General features: G+C 63.1%; 17 protein-coding genes. 7 read left to right on the plus strand and 10 right to left on the minus strand.

The window, feature by feature from the left end; genetic code table 11:
* Position 1 precedes the first annotated feature (1 nt).
* Positions 2–1,141: a murein hydrolase activator EnvC family protein gene (locus tag FV139_RS09510; protein WP_148068204.1), complete on the minus strand. Its 1,140-nt coding sequence runs from the start codon at positions 1,139–1,141 to the stop codon at positions 2–4.
* Positions 1,142–1,145: 4 nt separating this feature from the next.
* Positions 1,146–2,693, minus strand: a complete 1,548-nt coding sequence (gene gpmI, locus FV139_RS09515) for a 2,3-bisphosphoglycerate-independent phosphoglycerate mutase (RefSeq protein ID WP_148068205.1) — start codon at positions 2,691–2,693, stop codon at positions 1,146–1,148.
* A gap of 223 nt (positions 2,694–2,916) precedes the next feature.
* Here gpmI and FV139_RS09520 point away from each other — a divergent pair, with 223 nt between their 5' ends.
* The 4 genes from FV139_RS09520 (at position 2,917) to secB (ending at position 5,183) form a co-directional block, all read left to right on the plus strand.
* Positions 2,917–3,804 carry an alpha/beta hydrolase family protein gene (locus FV139_RS09520; protein ID WP_213004079.1) on the plus strand — a complete coding sequence of 296 codons (888 nt, stop codon included), beginning with the start codon at positions 2,917–2,919 and terminating at the stop codon, positions 3,802–3,804.
* Positions 3,805–3,951: 147 nt separating this feature from the next.
* On the plus strand, positions 3,952–4,365 hold the full coding sequence (locus tag FV139_RS09525; RefSeq protein WP_148068206.1) for a rhodanese-like domain-containing protein: 414 nt from the start codon (positions 3,952–3,954) through the stop codon (positions 4,363–4,365).
* A gap of 13 nt (positions 4,366–4,378) precedes the next feature.
* Positions 4,379–4,642 (plus strand): glutaredoxin 3, encoded by a 264-nt coding sequence (gene grxC / locus FV139_RS09530; RefSeq protein WP_148068207.1) that lies wholly within the window; start codon positions 4,379–4,381, stop codon positions 4,640–4,642.
* 31 nt (positions 4,643–4,673) lie between these two features.
* Positions 4,674–5,183, plus strand: a complete 510-nt coding sequence (secB, locus tag FV139_RS09535) for a protein-export chaperone SecB (protein ID WP_148068208.1) — start codon at positions 4,674–4,676, stop codon at positions 5,181–5,183.
* Between the two features lie 63 nt (positions 5,184–5,246).
* Here the strand turns inward: secB and FV139_RS09540 are convergent, their stop codons facing one another.
* From FV139_RS09540 to FV139_RS09575, 8 genes are all read right to left on the minus strand, one after another.
* Positions 5,247–5,723, minus strand: a complete 477-nt coding sequence (locus FV139_RS09540) for a tRNA (cytidine(34)-2'-O)-methyltransferase (RefSeq protein ID WP_407946813.1) — start codon at positions 5,721–5,723, stop codon at positions 5,247–5,249.
* Positions 5,724–5,755: 32 nt separating this feature from the next.
* On the minus strand, positions 5,756–7,159 hold the full coding sequence (glnG, locus tag FV139_RS09545) for a nitrogen regulation protein NR(I) (RefSeq protein ID WP_148068209.1): 1,404 nt from the start codon (positions 7,157–7,159) through the stop codon (positions 5,756–5,758).
* Positions 7,143–8,213: a nitrogen regulation protein NR(II) gene (gene glnL / locus FV139_RS09550; RefSeq protein ID WP_148068210.1), complete on the minus strand. Its 1,071-nt coding sequence runs from the start codon at positions 8,211–8,213 to the stop codon at positions 7,143–7,145. Before glnL ends, glnG begins: the two co-directional genes overlap by 17 nt.
* Before the next feature lie 264 nt (positions 8,214–8,477).
* Positions 8,478–9,002, minus strand: coding sequence for a DUF4124 domain-containing protein (locus FV139_RS09555; protein WP_148068211.1), 525 nt, complete (start codon positions 9,000–9,002; stop codon positions 8,478–8,480).
* 521 nt (positions 9,003–9,523) lie between these two features.
* On the minus strand, positions 9,524–10,930 hold the full coding sequence (glnA, locus tag FV139_RS09560) for a glutamate--ammonia ligase (protein WP_148068212.1): 1,407 nt from the start codon (positions 10,928–10,930) through the stop codon (positions 9,524–9,526).
* A gap of 321 nt (positions 10,931–11,251) precedes the next feature.
* Complete coding sequence (locus FV139_RS09565) at positions 11,252–12,268, minus strand: glutamine synthetase beta-grasp domain-containing protein (protein WP_148068213.1); 1,017 nt, start codon at positions 12,266–12,268, stop codon at positions 11,252–11,254.
* 262 nt (positions 12,269–12,530) lie between these two features.
* Positions 12,531–13,325: a PP2C family protein-serine/threonine phosphatase gene (locus FV139_RS09570; protein ID WP_148068214.1), complete on the minus strand. Its 795-nt coding sequence runs from the start codon at positions 13,323–13,325 to the stop codon at positions 12,531–12,533.
* Between the two features lie 21 nt (positions 13,326–13,346).
* Entirely contained in the window at positions 13,347–14,294 is a 948-nt protein-coding gene (locus FV139_RS09575; RefSeq protein ID WP_148068215.1) for a serine/threonine-protein kinase, read from the minus strand.
* A gap of 165 nt (positions 14,295–14,459) precedes the next feature.
* On the opposite strand from FV139_RS09575, the gene thiI reads away from it, so the two are divergent.
* From thiI to dtd, 3 genes are all read left to right on the plus strand, one after another.
* The gene (thiI, locus tag FV139_RS09580) at positions 14,460–15,905 is read left to right on the plus strand and encodes a tRNA uracil 4-sulfurtransferase ThiI (protein ID WP_148068216.1); all 1,446 of its coding nucleotides are present in this window, start codon (positions 14,460–14,462) and stop codon (positions 15,903–15,905) included.
* Positions 15,906–16,114: 209 nt separating this feature from the next.
* Positions 16,115–17,929: a translational GTPase TypA gene (gene typA, locus FV139_RS09585; RefSeq protein WP_148068217.1), complete on the plus strand. Its 1,815-nt coding sequence runs from the start codon at positions 16,115–16,117 to the stop codon at positions 17,927–17,929.
* Between the two features lie 18 nt (positions 17,930–17,947).
* Entirely contained in the window at positions 17,948–18,391 is a 444-nt protein-coding gene (gene dtd, locus FV139_RS09590; protein ID WP_148068218.1) for a D-aminoacyl-tRNA deacylase, read from the plus strand.
* The last annotated feature ends 125 nt before the right edge of the window (positions 18,392–18,516 follow it).

Below are 18,516 nucleotides of genomic sequence, written 5' to 3' on the forward strand. Positions count from 1 at the left end.
ACTAGCCCCGGCACCACTTGGCGGGGTCCACCGGCTTGCCCTTGTGGCGAATCTCGAAATAGAGGGCGGGCCGTTCGAGCCCGCCACTTTCGCCGACGCTGCCGATCTCCGCACCGGCCTGAACCCACTCGCCCACCTCTCGCAGCAGGCTCTGGTTGTGGGCGTAAAGGCTCATGTAGCCATCGCCGTGATCGATGATCAGCAGCAGGCCGGAGCCGCGGAACCAGTCGGCGTAGACCACCCGGCCGTGATGGATGGCGCGCACGGGCTGGCCTGCCGCGGCGGGTATGTTCACCCCCTGCCAGGTCATTTTACCGTCGTTGCGGGAGCGGCCGAAGCGGTTGCTGGGTTTACCGGCCACTGGCCAGGGCATTTTGCCGCGGGCGGTGGTAAAGGGCTGGGCATTGTCCGGCAGGGCCATGTCGATCACGGCGCGCTGGATGGTTTCCAGCAGTTGCTCCAGTTCCTTCTGGTCTTTCTTCAGCTGCGCCAGGGCATCCCCCTTGGAGTTGATATCCGCGGCCAGTCGCTCGGCGGCCTCCTGGCGGACTCCTTTTTGTTTCTCCAGCGTGGCCTGTTCGCTGGCCAGGGTCTGCTGGCGCGCGGCCAGCTCGGAGCGCTGTGCCTCGATGTCCCGCTGCACCGCAGCCAGTTCCTCGAGCGTCTTGCGGAAGGCCTCGATCTGCTCGTTGCGCGCATCGAAAAAATAGCGGTAGTAGGCCATGGCCCGGGCCAGGGTGTGCGGCGCCTCCTGGTTCAGCAGCACCTTGACCTGGTCCTGACGACCTATCTTCCAGGCGGTTTCAAGCTCCAGGGCAAGCCGTTCCTGCTGGGCGGTGCGGCGCTGTTCGAGCTCAGCTTGCTGCCCGCTCAGGGAAGCCAGCTCAGCCTCGGTGCTGGAGATATCTGCCCGGGTTGCTGCAATCTGTTGCTGCAGGCGGCCGAGCGCCGTCTCCGCCTCGCGCAGCTGTGCCAGCAGCTTGTCGCGACGGCTGCGGGCACTGCTCAGTTCGCGATCGAGCTGTTTGATCTCACCCTGCAGGGCGTTCAGTTTGGCGCGAGTCTGTTCCTCGTCAGTCTGGGCCAGGCCCGCGGGGGCCGCCAGCAGTAGCGCCAGCAGCAGAACAGACCGGGACCTCACTGGTTCAGGCGAGAGGGCGGGTGAGGTTGTGGCCGGTCATCTCTTCCGGCTGCGGCAGGTCCATCAGCGCCAGCAGGGTGGGGGCGATGTCGGCCAGGATACCGCCAGCGGGGTCGAGGCTGAGCTGGCGCCCGCCGAGGTAAACCAGCGGCACGTGTTCAGTCGTGTGCTGGGTGTGCTTCTGGCCCGACTCGTAATCCTGCATCTGTTCGCAGTTGCCGTGGTCTGCGGTCACCAGGGCCTGGCCGCCGTGCTCCAGCAGGGCGGTTTCTATCCGCCCCAGACATTCGTCGAGGGCCTCCACGGCCTTCACCGCCGCTTCGTAAACGCCGGTGTGCCCGACCATGTCACCGTTGGCGTAGTTGCACACGATGAGATCGTACTTGCCGGAGCCGATGGCCTCGACCAGCTTGTCGGTCAGCTCCGGGGCGCTCATTTCCGGTTTGAGGTCGTAGGTGGCCACGTCTGGCGACGGGATCATCACTCGCTCCTCCCCCGGAAATTCCTGCTCGCGGCCGCCGCTGAAGAAGAAGGTGACATGGGCGTACTTTTCAGTCTCGGCGATTCGCAGCTGGGTCATGTGGCGCTGGGCCAGGTAGTCGCCCAGCACGTTGCTCAGGCTCTCGGGCGGGAAGGCGCAGGGAGCGTCCAGGCTGGCGGCGTACTCGGTGGTGGTCACAAAGGCGGCCAGTGTCGGCACGCTCCCGCGATCGAAGCCGTCGAAGTCGCGATCGAGGAAGGTGTGGGACAGCTGGCGGGCGCGGTCGGCGCGGAAATTCATGAACAGCACCGCGTCGCCGTCGACGATGGCTGCGTCGGAGCCACCAATCAGCGTGGGCTGCACAAACTCGTCATTCTCGTCGCGCTCGTAGGCCGCGGCCAGGGCGTCGCCGGTGGAGGCGGCGCTGTAGGGAGCTTCGGCGCGCACCAGCAGGTCCCAGGCGCCCTCGATACGATCCCAGCGGTTATCCCGGTCCATGGCGTAATAGCGGCCGACCATGCTGGCGACCCGGCCACAGCCCAGCTCGGCAAAGGCCGCGTCGGCCTTGGCCAGTGACGCTTCGGCACTGCGCGGCGGGGTATCGCGCCCGTCGAGGAAGGCGTGCAGATAGACCCGTGTGGCGCCGCGTTTTGCTGCCAGGCGAACCGCCGCCAGGATCTGGTCCTCGTGGCTGTGAACGCCGCCGGGTGACAGCAGGCCCAGTACGTGCACGGCGCCGCCGTTGGCAATCGCCTTGTCGATGGCGTCCGTGTAGACCGGGTTGGTGTCGAAACTGCCGTCGGCGATGGCCTTGTCGATGCGGGTGATGTTCTGGTAGATGATCCGCCCGGCGCCGAGGCTCATGTGCCCCACTTCGGAATTGCCCATCTGCCCATCCGGCAGGCCCACGTCCAGGCCCGAGCCGGAGATCAGGGTATGGGGGGAGTCCCGCCACAGGCGGTCCCATACCGGGGTGGCAGCGTTGGCGATGGCATTGTCGCGGGTGTCCTCGCGGTAACCGAAGCCGTCTAGCACAATCAGTACGGTGGGTTTTTTGCCTGTATCGCTCATGTCTCGTCCAGGTGAATTCACAGCAAAGAGAACTCCCCATTTTACATTGTCTGGCGCGCGATGGCAGGGGCTCGCGAGTCCGTGGCCTCCGGGTTCCCCCGCCATTGGGCCGCCCCGGTGCGCCGCTGGTTGCGGGGGTGGGGGAGGGAGGGGGCAAGGGGTGGGTGAAAGCCGGGTAAAAAGCGGGTTAGAGTGTGGGCCAAACCACTGGGAGGAAATCACCGTGTTTCGACTGGCCCTGCTATTGCTGAGTTGCAGCCTGATCTGGAGCGCCGCCGCCTTTGACCCGGTCGCCGAGGACCCGGCTTTCGACAGCGACTATCCGCCCGCGATTGCGGAACTCGCTTTCGACAGTGACGGCTACCGCCTGCCGGGGCTGATGTACATAGCAACGGGCCCGGGGCCCCATCCCACCGTTGTGCTGTTACACGGCATTCCCGGCACCGAGAAAAACCTCGATCTGGCGCAGGTGCTGCGGCGGGCGGGATTCAACGTGCTGTTTTTTCACTACCGGGGAGCCTGGGGCGCCGAGGGTGATTACTCGATACTCACGGTGGATGACGATGCCCTGGCTGCCCTCGCCTTCCTGCGCCAGGACGAGGTGGCGGCCCGCTACCGGGTCGACCGCAGCAAACTTTCCCTGTTGGGGCACTCGCTGGGCGGCTATACGGCACTGAAAGCCGGCAGCCAGGACCCGAACCTGGTCTGTGTGGCGGCGATGGCTCCGGCCAATTTCGGCCTGGATGCCGAGGGACTCGAGCGGGATGACCCCGAGGCCCTGGGGCTCCTGGACTATGCCGACAGCCTGTTCATGCTGGCGAATTTCGACGGGCCCCGCCTGCGCCAGCAGCTGCAGGCAGTACCGGCCCAGGAGCTCGACACCACCCGTTTCGGCCCCGGCCTGGCGGGCAAGCAGGTATTTCTGGTGGTCGGCGAGCAGGATGCGGTCACGCCGAAGGCGACGATTTTCCGTCCGATTGTGGATGCCTACGGCAAGGTTTCCGGCCTGAGCCTGCACAGCCGCGTGCTGCCGGGGGACCACAGCTTTTCCCGCAGCCGGATTGCGCTGGCCAGGCAATTGCTGGCCTGGTTCGAAGCGGGCTGCCGCTAGTATCGGCGCCCCCCATCCGGGGCGCTGGCGCGCTGGTCGACCCCGCCCGGAGCCGGTATACTTGCCGCCTTTTTGAACAGTGAGGGGCATTTGCAGCCCCCTCCAGCCGGCCTCACGCCGCTGACTACCCGGACCTCGACACGCAACATGGCACTCTTTCTCGAATTTCTCGCCCAGCAATGGATTCTGGCGGCGGCCCTGTTGGCTGCCGTTGGCATGCTGATCTTCCACGAATCGCGCAAGGCGGGCCCTTCACTGAGCCCCCAGCAGGCGATCAACCTGGTCAACCAGCAGGGCGGTGTATTCGTCGACCTGCGCGATGCCGCGGATTTCAAGCAGGGCCATATCACCGGTGCCGTGCACATTCCCGCCGGCAAACTGGACGCCCGGGTGGGAGAGCTTGAAAAATTCAGGGCCGCCCCCATAGTGCTGGTATGCAAGATGGGTCAGCATGCCGGGGCTGCGGGGAAGAAGCTCAAGGCCGGTGGTTTCGAGCAGGTTTACAAGATGGCCGGCGGCATGACCGAGTGGAGCAACCTGCAGTTGCCCACGACCCGCTAGTAACAGGCCGGATATGACTTCCAAGGTAACCATCTACACTACCCCCTACTGCCCTTACTGCATTCGCGCCAAGCAACTGCTGGACGGCAAGCAGGTGAGCTACCGGGAGATTGGTGTCCACAGCGACCCTGGCCTGCGCCAGGAGATGATGCAGCGCAGCGGTCGCCGTACGGTACCCCAGATTTGGATCGGCGAGCGCCACGTGGGCGGATACGACGATCTGGCCGCCCTCGAACACGGGGGAAGCCTCGACGGCCTGCTCGGGCTGGCGAACTAGTTTTTATAACCAAGTAATGGAGGAAGGCCCCATGGCCGAAGAACAAGCAGCAACCGGTGGGCAGGACCTGCCGCAACAGCAATTTTCCATGCAGCGGATTTACACCAAGGATCTCTCTTTCGAGTCTCCTTCCAGTCCGGCTGTATTCCGCAAGCAGTGGCAGCCCAAGGTCAATGTCGATCTCAACACCAAGAGCGACAAACTGGATGAGAACGGCAACTACGAGGTGGTACTGACCATCACCCTGACCGCCACCGTGGAAGAGGAAACCGCGTTCCTGGTGGAAGTGCAGCAGGCCGGTATCTTCTTCATCACTGGCATCGAGGGTGAGAACCTGCGCCGTGTACTCGGCACTGCCTGCCCCAACATCCTGTTCCCCTACGCCCGCGAAAACATCGATGCGATCTGCGTTAAAGGCGGCTTCCCGCCCGTCATGCTGGCACCGGTGAATTTCGACGCCCTGTACCAGCAGGCGCTGGCACAGGCCCAGGCCGAAGGCGCGCCGGCCGCAGCAGAGGGCGGTGAGGCAGCGACTCACTGATCCCTTCAGGGGCGACGCGGCAGGTTCGCGCTCGCCCCAGCCTTCTATCTCCCTTCCCCGCTTTTATCCCAACCCGGGAAATTCCAGCTGCCTGAGGGCCTCGTAGAGTACGAGCGCTGCCGTGTTGCTGAGGTTCAGGCTGCGGCTGTCTTCCCGCATGGGCACCCGAACCCGCTGCTGGGGCGGCAGGTTGTCGCGGATGGCCGGCGGCAGGCCCCGCGTTTCCGGACCAAATAACAGGGCGTCCCCGGGCTGATAACTCACCCGGTGATAGGGCGTGCTGCCGTGGGTGGTGAGCCCGAGCAGGCGGGTGTCGGGATGGGCCCGGCAGAAACTGTCGAGGTCGGGCCAGGTCTGCACTGCGGCAAACTCACGGTAATCGAGGCCCGCCCGGCGCAGCTTCTTGTCATCGAGGTCGAATCCCAGCGGCTCTATCAGGTGCAACTGGCTGCCGGTATTGGCGCACAGGCGGATGATATTGCCGGTATTCGGTGGAATCTCGGGCTGAAAAAGAACGATGCAGGGCACGGAGTCAGGCATCGGCGCAGTCTACCGGCGCCCTGCGGGGGCCGCTACATATTCAGGTCTTTCATCTTCCGGGTCAGGGTATTGCGCCCCCATCCCAGCAATTCGGCGGCGTCGCGTTTGCGGCCCTGGGAGTGTTGCAGGGCCACCTCGATCATGACCCGCTCGAAGGTGGGCACCGCCTGGCGCAGGATGTGGTGCTTGCCCTGGACCAGTTCGTTGCGGGCCCAGCGATATAGCAGTTCGCGCCAGTCCGCCTGGGTGCCAGCCTCCGCCGGTGAGGTGGTCTTGCCCAGCTCCGGGGGCAGGTCACGCAGGTGAATTTCGCGCCCGGAAGCCATCACCGTAATCCAGCGACAGGTGTTTTCCAGCTGGCGCACGTTGCCGGGCCAGTCCAGGCCAATCAGGAACTGTTCGGTCTCCGGTAGCAGTACCTTGGATTCCCCGCCCAGTTCTTCTGCCGCGCGCTGGAAAAAGAACTGCATCAGCCGCGGGATGTCTTCCCTGCGTTCCGCCAGTTTGGGAATGTGGATGCGGATCACGTTGAGCCGGTGAAACAGGTCCTCGCGGAAGTCGCCGCGCTGAACCAGTTCTTCCAGGTCCTGGTGGGTGGCGGCGATGATGCGCACGTCCACTTTTACCGGCGTGTGGCCGCCCACCCGGTAGAACTCACCATCGGCCAGTACCCGCAGCAGGCGAGTTTGCGTTTCCGCCGGCATGTCGCCGATCTCGTCCAGGAACAGGGTGCCGCCGTTGGCCTGTTCGAAGCGACCCTCGCGCTTGGCGTTGGCGCCGGTGAAGGCGCCTTTTTCGTGGCCGAACAGCTCCGACTCCATCAGGTCCTTGGGGATGGCGGCCATGTTCAGGGCGATGAAGGGGTTGGCCGCCCGCGGGCTGTGGCGGTGGAGGGCGCGCGCCACCAGCTCCTTACCGGTACCCGATTCACCGTTGATCAGCACGGTGATATTGCTGTGGGCGAGGCGGCCGATGGCGCGGAATACCTCCTGCATGGCCGGCGCCTCACCGATGATATCGGTCTGCGGCAGGGCCTCCTGGGAGGGAATTTCTCCACGCTTTTCCCGGGCCTGGGCCAGGGCGCGCTCGGTAATGGCCACCACCTCGTCGATGTCGAAGGGTTTGGGCAGATACTCGAACGCACCACGCTGGTAGGACTCCACCGCCGAATCCAGGTCGGAGTGGGCGGTGGTGATGATCACCGGCAGTTGCGGGTGGTGTTCACTCAGGTGTGAGAGCAGCGCCAGGCCGTCGGTGCCGGGCATGCGGATATCGCTGATGATCACGTCGGGCTGGTCATCACGCAGTTGCTCGAGCAGGCTGTCGGCGTCGGCGAAGCTCTGGTTGTCTATACCGGCCTGGTTCAGGGCGCGTTCCAGCACCCAGCGAATCGAGCTGTCGTCATCGACGACCCAGACCTTAGCTTGTCCTGTCATTCTGCTGTTCCATAGGTAGGTAAATTGTAAATCGGGTGCAGCCCGGTTCGCTGCGACATTCCAGCAGGCCCCCGTGGCGGCTGATGATCGACTGGGCGATGGACAACCCGAGTCCGGTGCCATCGGCGCGGCCGGTGACCATGGGTACGAAGATCGATTGTTGTAATTCTTCGGGGATGCCCGGGCCGTTGTCGGTGATGTCGATGCGGCAGACCAGGCGGTGGCGTATCGAGCCGATGGTGAACTGGCGCCGCGAGCGGGTGCGCAGGCAGATCTCGCAGTCACTGGGAGATTCCGCCGCCTGCAGCGCGTTGCGCATGATGTTCAGTACAACCTGGATCAGTTGGACGCGGTCGCCGGGCAGGTCGGGCAGGCTGGGATCGTAGTCCCGTCGCAACGTCACCTTGCCGCCGGCCTCGGCGTTGATCAGGTTGCGGACGTGCTCGAGGATTTCGTGGATATTGACCTCGGCCAGCTGTAGCTGGTGATGCGGCCCCAGCAGGCGATCTACCAGGTCGCGCAGCCGGTCCGCCTCGCGGATGATGATGCGCGTGTACTCGGTGAGGCTGTCATCGGGGAGCTCCTTGGCCAGCAACTGGGCGGCGCCGCGTACCCCGCCGAGCGGATTCTTGATTTCGTGGGCAAGCCCGCGGATCACCGCCCGGGTCGTCTCCTGGGCCTGCTGCATACCCTCTTCGCGACTGATACGTTGCAGGCGGTCCACCGGCTGCAGTTCCACCAGCAGAGAATCGACCTCCCCCGCCTGCAGGATCGGGGTGACGAACAGGTCGAGGTGGATGGTATGGCTGGAGGGAAGGTGCATGGACATGCCGCGCTGGGTGACGGGTGTTCGGGCGTCGCGAACCTGGCGCAGGGTGTCGAGTAATTCGTCCGGGTTCAGGCAGAGCTGGGCGGCGTCCTGGCCAACCACGCGCGCGGCAGAGGCCTCCATCAGGGCCTGGGCAGAGGCGTTGATGGCGGTCACGCACAACTCGTCATCCAGGCAGATGACCCCGGTGCTCATGTTGTCGAGAATATCCTGTTGCAGAACCATGCTTGCCCCATGATTGACCGCCTTCCTGCGGCATGCTTCTTGGCTTAGCAAAATTAGAGCCAAAAAGATGCACAGTGGGGCAGAAACTATTGCTTGAAGAAAAGTGCAGTATTTTCAGCTGGCTAGGCGTAGATGGCCCGCGTCGTGGGGCAGCCTGCCGGGTTTCCGGCACTTTGGCGAAGCACGCAGAGCCGGTTGTGCACCAGTTATTGCACCAATATGGTGCGCCCGTAAATGGTGCCTGTCCAGTCCGGGGCTGTGCTATTAGTGCTCACGGCGTGGCAGCATGGGTCGCATCAACTGGGAGTTGTTATTCAGGTTGCGGCGCAGAGCCTCGACCCCGGTCGGTGGTTTGGCCAGAGGCGGCCGCGGTGGGCGCGGTCGGTGGTGGGGACGATTGTTGTAGATCGGGTAGGGGTAGGCGTAGCCACCCGGATAGCCCAGGTAGTCGTTGTAGTCGTAGTTCTGGTTGCTGGCCAGGGCCTCATCCCGCGCCAGCTGCGACTGTCGACGCAGTTCCGCCCGGTGTTTTTCCCGCTCCCGCCGGTCGGCGGCCATGCGGTCGGTGGTCTCTCGCATGTCCTCGAGTCGCTGTTGGTAGGCCTCGTCCGGGGCGCTGTTGGCGGTACTGTATTCGAGGGTTTCGGCGGTTTTGCCTTCGGCTGGCGGGGTGTCGGAAAAGCTGACAACGCCATCCTCGTCCACTGTCTTGTAGACGGTGGCGGAGTCGGCGAGGGTGCCGCTGGACAGGAGCGCCAGGGTGAGGGCTGCGAGGCTAGCGCGGATCATGGGGTTATTATAGTTCGGGCTTCGAAGTTGCGCGCCTTCAGGGGGATGCAGAACTGGCCCTGCACAATGTAGTAAGCGGGAATTATTCCGCGAAGCCCACGGATGGTTACTCCGTAGTCCGGGCGTGAGCTGGGCGCACACCTCCCCGGACACGCTACAAGCACGTCCATGTGCGCTCCTCAGCGGCCATCCATGGCCGCTGAAGGTCCGGGGAGGTGCACCCCCAGCTCCCACCCTGCTTTGGTACGAGATTCTGTTTTCCAGTTTCCAGAAACGAAGTTCCTGTATTGAAGCAAACTCCGGGGGAGCGTGTATGGTACCCGGGGCCCTTCCGGGACCTTCAGCGGCCCGGACGGCCGCTGAGGAGCCTCCATGGATGGATTCACGGCGTGTCCCGGAAGGGGCCCGGGTGCCGTGCGCGCGGCTGAATTTCACCCTGAGGCCGATGCCGGGCAACTCCTAAATCCAGGACCAACAAAAAAGCCCGCACGAAGCGGGCTTTCCGGAGTGAAGCGCGGGACTTACACCGAGTAGTACATGTCGAACTCGACCGGGTGGGTGGTCATGTCCAGACGCTGTACGTCTTCCTGTTTCAGTTCAATGTAGCCGTCTATCATGTCGTCGGTGAACACGCCGCCCTCGGTGAGGAAGTTGCGGTCCGCATCCAGGGCTTCCAGCGCCATGGTGAGGCTGGAGGCCACAGTCGGGATCGCCTTGCCTTCTTCCGGCGGCAGGTCGTACAGGTCCTTGTCGGCAGGATCGCCGGGGTGAATCTTGTTCTTGATGCCGTCGATGCCGGCCATCAGCATGGCTGCGAAGGCCAGGTAGGGGTTGGCGGTGGGGTCGGGGAAGCGAACTTCCACGCGCTTGCCCTTGGGGCTCGGTTCGTAGGGAATACGGATGGAAGCGGAGCGGTTGCGGGCGGAGTAGGCCAGCATGACCGGGGCTTCGAAGCCAGGTACCAGGCGCTTGTAGGAGTTGGTGGACGCGTTGGTGAAGGCGTTCAGGGCGCGGGCGTGCTTGATGATGCCGCCGATGTAGAACAGGGCGGTGTCAGACAGGCCGGCGTAGCCGTCGCCAGCGAACATGTTTTCGCCGTCCTTGGAAATGGACTGGTGAACGTGCATGCCGGAGCCGTTGTCGCCAACCAGCGGTTTGGGCATAAAGGTAGCCGTTTTGCCGTAGGCGTGGGCTACGTTGTGCACGCAGTACTTGAGGATCTGTACTTCGTCCGCTTTCTTGATCAGGGTGTTGAACTTGACGCCGATCTCACACTGGCCGGCGGTACCCACTTCGTGGTGGTGTACTTCGATGGGCAGGCCCATCTGTGCCATGGCGGTACACATGGCGGCGCGGATGTCGTGCAGGGAGTCGACCGGGGGAACCGGGAAGTAGCCGCCTTTTACGCGCGGGCGGTGACCGATGTTGCCCTCGTCAAATGACAGGTTGGAGGACCAGGCCGCTTCGTCGGAGCTGATCTTGTAGCCGGCACCGCTGATGTCGGCGTACCACTTGATGTCGTCGAACACGAAGAACTCGGGTTCCGGGCCAAAGAAGGCAGTGTCACCGATGCCAGTGGACTTCAGGTACTCCTCGGCACGGCGCGCGACGGAGCGCGGGTCGCGCTCGTAGCCCAGCATGGTGGAGGGCTCGACAATGTCACAGCGCAGGATGACGGTGGTGTCATCGGTGAAGGGGTCGAGAACGGAGGTGCTGTCGTCCGGCATCAGGATCATGTCGGATTCGTTGATGCCCTTCCAGCCAGAGATGGAGGAGCCGTCAAACATCTTGCCCTCTTCGAACATGTCCTCGTCGACTTCAGTCGCGGGAATGGTGACGTGCTGTTCCTTGCCGCGGGTATCGGTGAACCGCAGGTCCACCCAGGTGGCTTCGGTTTCTGTGATCAGGTTCAGAGTGTTCTCTGACATTGGTTTTCCTCCATGGGGTGGTTTTCAAGCCGCTTGCGGCCGGATTGCTATGTTATTCCGGGTCGGGGAGCCTGCTCCCCGGGGCACCACTCGGTGCCTCAAAGCAACAGCTGCACCTCAGGTATGCGGGCGGCAACTGGTTGAAAATCAGTAAGTTTCTTCCGGGATGTGGTGACACCAACGAACGGCATTGGCGCGAAATACACGCCCTGATCAGACGCGAGAGTTATCGCCTCTCAGGGAAGCGTTGTCAAGTTGTGGGGAGCGTGAGCGGGGAAAGACGGCCCGGCGAAAGCCGGGCCGGACAGGAACTGGCAGTACTTAGTAGCCAGCTTCTTTGCAGGTCTTGATGATCGCAGCGGCCACTTTGTAGGGATCCGCGTTGGATGCGGGACGACGGTCTTCCAGTCGGCCGACCCAGCCATCTTCCGGTGTGGTGATAGGAATACGGATGGAAGCGCCGCGGTCGGAGATGCCGTAGCTGAACTCGTCGATCGCCTGGGTTTCGTGGCGGCCGGTCAGGCGCTGGTGGTTGTCGGCACCGTAAACGCTGATGTGGCGCTCGATGTTCTTGCCGAACTCCTCACAGATCTTGATGAAGACTTCTTCCTTGCCCTCTTCACGCATCGCGGTATTGGAGAAGTTGGCGTGCATGCCGGAGCCGTTCCAGTCGGTGTCGCCCAGCGGCTTGGGATGCCACTCGATCCACAGGCCGTATTTCTCGGCGGTGCGCTCGAGCAGGTAGCGGCCCAGCCAGATCTCGTCGCCGGCACGCTTGGCACCCTTGGCGAAGATCTGGAATTCCCACTGGCCGGCGGCCACTTCAGCGTTGATACCTTCAACGTTCAGGCCGGCTTCCAGACACAGGTCCAGGTGCTCTTCGATGATGTCACGGCAGTAAGCGTTCTTGGCGCCCACGGAACAGTAGTACGGGCCCTGCGGGTCGGGGAAGCCGCCGGCGGGGAAGCCCGGGGGGCGGTTGGTGGCGGAATCCCACAGGAAATATTCCTGCTCGAAGCCGAACCAGTAATCCTCGTCGTCGTCGCCTTCCATGATGGTGGCGCGGCCGTTGGACACGTGGGGCGTGCCGTCAGCGTTCAGTACCTCGGTCATGACCAGGTAGGAGTTCTTGCGATCCGGGTCGGGGATGACCATAACCGGCTTCAGCAGGCAGTCAGAGGCGTTGCCCTCGGCCTGTTCGGTGGAGCTGCCGTCGAAGGACCACATGGGGCATTCTTCCAGGGTGCCGCCAAAATCCTTACGGACCATGGTCTTGCTGCGCAGGCTCTGGGTGGGGCTGTAGCCGTCGAGCCAAATGTATTCCAACTTGCTTTTCATCTTGCGTGTCCCTTGTTGTAAGGATTGAGAGCCGGAAGAGCCGTTTGTCGCCGGCTCATCTTTTAGCAGTTTCAGGAAAAGCAAAAACCGTTCCAACCTTGCCCAGGCTACACCGGGTGCAGGGAGTGCACCTAAAAAGTGCTCAGAAATGAACGGCTTGCGTGCAGGGTTGCACCTTCCGGGCGAATCTACAGTTGTCGGGCTGGCTGGGGGTGCACCAATATGGTTCGAATTTAGGCGTTAGCGCACTATACTGGTGCTTCTAGGCTTCGTCGGGTCGGTCGGCGTCCACAATCACGACCGTTATATTGTCTCGTCCTCCGTGCTTGAGGGCGAGGTCGACCAGGGTCTTGCAGGCGTCCCCGGGTGATCCCTGCCCCATCGCGGTGCATATTGCCGCGGATTCAAGCGAGTTGTAGAGGCCGTCACTGCACAGCAGGTAGCGGTCGCCCTGCTGGACAGGTGAGTAGCGCATATCCAGCCGCAGGTTTTTGTGGGTCCCGACCCCGCGGGTGAGCACATGTGCAGAGTGATGGCTCGCCAGCTCCTGTTCGGTCAGCTCGCCTCTCGCGAATTTCTCCTGGGCCAGGCTGTGGTCCTGTGTCAGTTGCTCCAGCACTCCCTCCCGCAGCCGGTAGATCCGGCTGTCACCCGCCCACAGCATGAAGCAGTAGCTGCCATGGGCGAGCAGTGCAGCAACAGTAGCGCCGGGCCTGTGCTTGCGAAAGGCCGTGAGGCATTTCTCGTGGGCGACCTGCAGGCGGGCTTCCATATCCTGCAGGTTGGCCAGCACGGAGTGCTGGCGCGGAAATGCCCGCAGCTGCTCGACCACGGCGCTGCTGGCGTAGTCGCCCCTGCTGTGCCCGCCCAGGCCATCGGCCACGACCCACAGACGCTGTTCCGGCGAATCCAGAAAGGCGTCCTCGTTGATATGGCGTACGCGCCCGACATCGGTACGGCTCGCGCTGTGCCACGTGAGGGCGTTACCACCGCCGCTGGCATCAGCTTCGGCGCGGTCGGCGATGGCGGCGGTCTCTTGCAGGTTCGTGTCGGACATGGTCAGGCGTTTCTTGTGGTTTCAGTCATTGAGCCAGTCACTCTTGAGCACCCGGATCAACTGGTCCGCCGACTCGGGCCTTGCGCTCGGCTCTTTTTCCAGGCATTGCATGGTGAGTTCGGCCAAGGCACCGGGTATCGGGTATTTGCTTACCGTACGGGGGTCCGGGGGGACGTCGCCGCGAATCTGGTCCAGTAGCTTGTAGACCAGGTCGCCCTGAAAGGGGGTGGTGCCCGTGAGGGTTTCATAGAGCAGGGCGCCGAGGCTGTAGATATCGGACCCGAACGAGATGCCCGGGTCCCGGTTTATCTGTTCCGGCGACATGTACATGACCGTGCCCTGCAATTTTGCCTCGCCGGTCATCCCGGGGTCGCCCTCGGCCTCCTCGTGGTCCTCGTCGCTCTGTTTGCTATCCGCCTTGTGCCACACCTTGGCCAGTCCCCAGTCCATCAGCAGGACCTCCCCATAGGGGCCGACGAGAATGTTGTCCGGCTTGATGTCGCGGTGCAGCACGCCCATGGAATGGGCATAGCCCAGCGCCTGGCCGACCTGCTCCAGCACATCCATGAGCTGGGTCAGGTCGTAGCGCTCACGGAAATTCAGGATCTCGCGCAGCGTGTAGCCATGCACCAGCTTCATGGTGAAATAGTAGTTGCCCCGGTTGTCGCGCCCCAGCTCGTAGGTCGGCAGGGTGTTGGGGTGCTGCAGTGCGGCCGAGATGCGCGCTTCACGCACCAGCCTGCGGTTTTCGATGGGGTCGTTGACGAATTCGGGGCGCAGGGTCTTGTAGCAGATGGTCCGGCGCAGGTGCAGGTCGCGGCAGGACTTGATCAGGGATTTGCCACCCTTGGCGATCGTGGAGAAGTAGGCGTAGCGGGTATTGGGGTTGAGCGTTTCGGGCAGGGGGGCGTCCATCTCTTCCGCGTAGAGAGGTGACTCAGCATTTTTCTGTTGCTGAAACTCTGGCATGACTTTCTCCGTTGAGCGTCATTCAATCGCGGAAAAACCGGGATTTGTTGACGTTGCCCGAGGCTGCAGCGCGATCCTGTCGCAGTTATACTCCGCCGCCGTTTTCGCCTACCCTGAGGGTAGCGCACTGATCTGACAGCTTCGCAATACTGCCATGCCGCTCCCATGAAATACATTATCAAGTTCTTCTCGGAAATCGCCATCAAGAGCAAGCCCGTTCGCCGCCGTTTCGTCGACAAGCTGGCGGAGAATATACGGGCTGTGCTGCGGGACATCGACCCGGAGGTGGTGGTGCGTCGGCACTGGGACAAGCTGGAGGTGGAAACCGCCGCCGGTCCGGTGCTGCAGCGGCAGATGGTGGACGCGTTGCGCCATGTTGCGGGCATTACCTATGTACTGGAAGTGCAGACCTATCCCCTGGGTGAGCTGGACGAGATTGTGGAGCACGTACTGCCAGCCTACGCCCGGCGGCTGGAGGGGGCCACCTTTGCGGTGCGCTGCAAGCGTACCGGCGATCACGACTTCACCTCGGTCGAGGTGGAGCGGCAGGTGGGCGGCGCCCTGCTGGCCCGGACAGGCGCCACCGGCGTGAAGCTCAAGCATCCCGACGTTACCGTCGACATCGAAATCAGCAAACGCACACTCTACGTGGTCGGTGAGCGGCACCGTGGTATCGGCGGCTATCCCGTGGGTAGTATCGGGCCGGTACTGTCGCTGATTTCCGGTGGCTTCGACTCGCCGGTAGCCAGTTACCTCACCATGAAGCGCGGCATGCGCACCCATTTCCTGTTTTTCAACCTCGGCGGACGCGATCACGAAGTCGGGGTCAAGGAAGTGGCCCTCTACCTGTGGCAGAAGTACGGCTGCAACCAGCGGGTGCTGTTTATCAGCGTGCCCTTCGAAGAGGTGGTGGCCGAGCTGCTGACCAAGGTTCAGGACAGCCAGATGGGGGTCATCCTCAAGCGTATGATGCTCAGGGTGGCGGATCGTGTCGCCGAGGACCTGGAAATCGACGCTCTCGTAACGGGGGAGTGTGTGGCCCAGGTGAGCAGTCAGACCCTGCGCAACCTGTCGGTGATTGACGAAGTCAGCGAGCGATTGGTGTTGCGGCCCCTGATCGCGACCGACAAGGAGGACATCGTGCGCATGGCGACCGACATCGGTACCCGGGATTTCGCTGCCAACATGCCGGAGTACTGTGGGGTTATCTCGGTAAACCCGACTACCCGGGCACGACTGGAGCGGGTGCAGCACGAGGAAACCCGCTTTGACATGGCCATCCTCGACCGGGCCCTGGCCAATGCGCGACAGACCCGTATCGACCGCCTGGCAGAGGAAGAGCTCGAGAAGTTGGAAGTGGAAGTACTGTCGGTGCCGCTGGCCGGGGCCACTATCGTCGACATTCGCCACCCCGAAGAAGAGGAGCTGGCGCCCCTGGCGGTGCACAACACGGTGCTGAAGATTCCCTTCTATGAGTTGCACCGCAAGGCGGCTGACCTGCCCCGGGACACCACCTATATGCTGTTCTGCGGCAAGGGCGTCATGAGCCGCCTGCATGCGAGCCACCTGCAGGCGGAGGGCGGGCTGGCGGTCAAGGTTTACGCGCCGTAAACCTGCCGGGGCCGGTTAAATGGGGTCAGAGTCGTGACTCTGACCCCGTTCATCGCGGATTTGGACCCGTCGCTCGTCAACTCCAACCCCGTGACCCGCGCCGCAACATGGGAATATCACCGTTGACAACGACTGCGACTTTCACGCTCCCTGGGGTATAATCCGCCGCCTTTTTTACCCGCCGACCCTACAGGGCCGAGGATTTCCCCTTGATCGACAATCTCCGCAATATTGCCATCATCGCCCACGTTGACCATGGCAAAACCACCCTGGTGGACTGCCTGCTGCAGCAGTCTGGCACCCTCGACCGCCGTTCTGAAGGCGCCGAGCGCATCATGGATTCCAACGACCAGGAAAAGGAACGCGGCATCACCATCCTGGCCAAGAACACCGCCATCAAGTGGAACGACTACCGCATCAACATCGTCGACACCCCCGGACACGCCGATTTTGGCGGCGAGGTGGAGCGGGTGCTGTCCATGGTCGACTCGGTCCTGCTGCTGGTGGACGCGGTCGACGGCCCAATGCCCCAGACCCGCTTCGTGACCCAGAAGGCCTTCGAGCAGGGCCTGAACCCGATCGTGGTGATCAACAAGATCGACCGCCCCGGCGCCCGTCCCGACTGGGTGATGGATCAGGTGTTCGACCTGTTCGACAGCCTCGGCGCGACCGAGGAGCAGCTGGACTTCCCGGTGATCTACGCCTCGGCGCTGAACGGCATCGCCGGGCTCGACGACAGCGACATGGCGGACGACATGACCCCCCTGTTCGAGATGATCACCGAGAAGGTGAGCCCGCCGGAAGTCGATCTCGACGGTCCCTTCCAGATGCAGATCTCCGCCCTGGACTACAACAGCTACGTTGGTGTGATCGGCGTGGGCCGCATCAAGCGCGGCATGCTCAAGCCCAATCAGCAGGTGGTGATCCTCGACCGCGAGGGCAACAAGCGCAAGGCCAAGGTGCTGCAGGTCATGGGCTACCACGGGCTGGAGCGGGTCGAAGTGGCCCAGGCCAGTGCCGGTGATATCGTCTGTATTACCGGGGTAGGTGAGCTGAATATCTCCGAGACGCTCTGTGATCCGGAGAAACCGGAGGCCCTGCCGGCACTGACCGTCGACGAGCCCACCGTGAGCATGACCTTCCAGGTCAATGACTCGCCCTTCGCCGGCAAGGAAGGCAAGTTCGTCACCTCCCGCAACATCAAGGAACGCCTCGACCAGGAGCTGATCCACAACGTGGCCCTGCGGGTTGAGCCGGGCGACTCTCCGGACAAGTTCAAGGTTTCCGGCCGCGGCGAGCTGCACCTGTCGGTACTGATCGAGAACATGCGCCGGGAAGGCTTCGAGCTGGGTGTATCCCGGCCGGAAGTGGTACAGAAGGAGGTCGATGGCGAGATCCAGGAGCCCTACGAGCAGGTGGTGATCGATGTCGAAGACCAGCACCAGGGCCCGATCATGGAAGAGCTCGGCCTGCGCAAGGCAGAGCTGACCAACATGGAGCCGGACGGCAAGGGCCGGGTACGCCTGACCTTTGTGGTGCCCTCCCGCGGCATGATCGGTTTCCGCTCACACTTCCTGACCCTCACCAGCGGCTCGGGCATCATGACCAGTATCTTCGACCACTACGGCCCGGTGAAGCAGGGCGAAGTGGCCAAGCGCACCAACGGGGTGCTGGTGTCCATGGTCAAGGGCAAGACCCTGGCCTACGCCCTGTATACCCTGCAGGATCGCGGCCGCCTGTTCCTCGGCCACGGCGAGGACATCTACGAAGGCCAGATCGTCGGCCTGCACTCCCGCGCCAACGACCTGGTGGTCAACCCCACCAAGGCCAAGCAGCTCACCAACATCCGCGCCGCCGGCACCGATGAAGCCCTGACCCTGACCCCGCCGGTGCGCCACACCCTGGAGCAGGCACTGGAGTTCATCGAAGACGACGAGCTGGTGGAAGTGACTCCCGAGAGCATCCGCCTGCGCAAGAAACTCCTGCTGGAGCACGAGCGCAAGCGCGCCAGCCGGGCGGCGTAAGGCGCTGCTCATCGACTCGTGAAGGCCCTGCTCCAGCGCGTCAGCTCTGCCGCCGTCCACGTGGGCGGCGAGTGCGTCGGGGAAATTGGCCCCGGCCTGCTGGTGCTGCTGGGGCTGGACAAGGGCGATGACCTCACCGTGGCGCAGAAGCTGCTGGACAAGCTGCTGCGCTATCGGGTGTTCAGCGACGCCGAGGGGCGCATGAACCTCAGTGTGGCAGACACCGGTGGCGGCGTGCTGCTGGTGTCCCAGTTCACCCTGTCCGCCGACACCCGCAAGGGCTTGCGTCCGAGTTTTTCCAGTGCCCTGCCACCGGGCGAAGCCGAATCCCTCTATCTCGAGATCTGTCAGTTACTGCAGCGCGATCACGAGCACTGCGCCTTTGGTCGCTTTGGTGCCGACATGCAGGTATCGCTGGTGAACGACGGGCCGGTGACCTTTCTTCTTGAGAATTCTGGCTAGTCCCTACCTACCGGATTCAACGTACGGTTTCCCTGCCCGATTCCCGCAAGAATCTGTGATAGGGAGTAGTTCGGGGTGCCGATCGCTTTATCACAAAAATCTGTCGGTACGCGCCCGGAATCTCG

The sequence above is a fragment of the Parahaliea maris genome (assembly GCF_008064665.1).
GTDB lineage: Bacteria > Pseudomonadota > Gammaproteobacteria > Pseudomonadales > Halieaceae > Parahaliea > Parahaliea maris.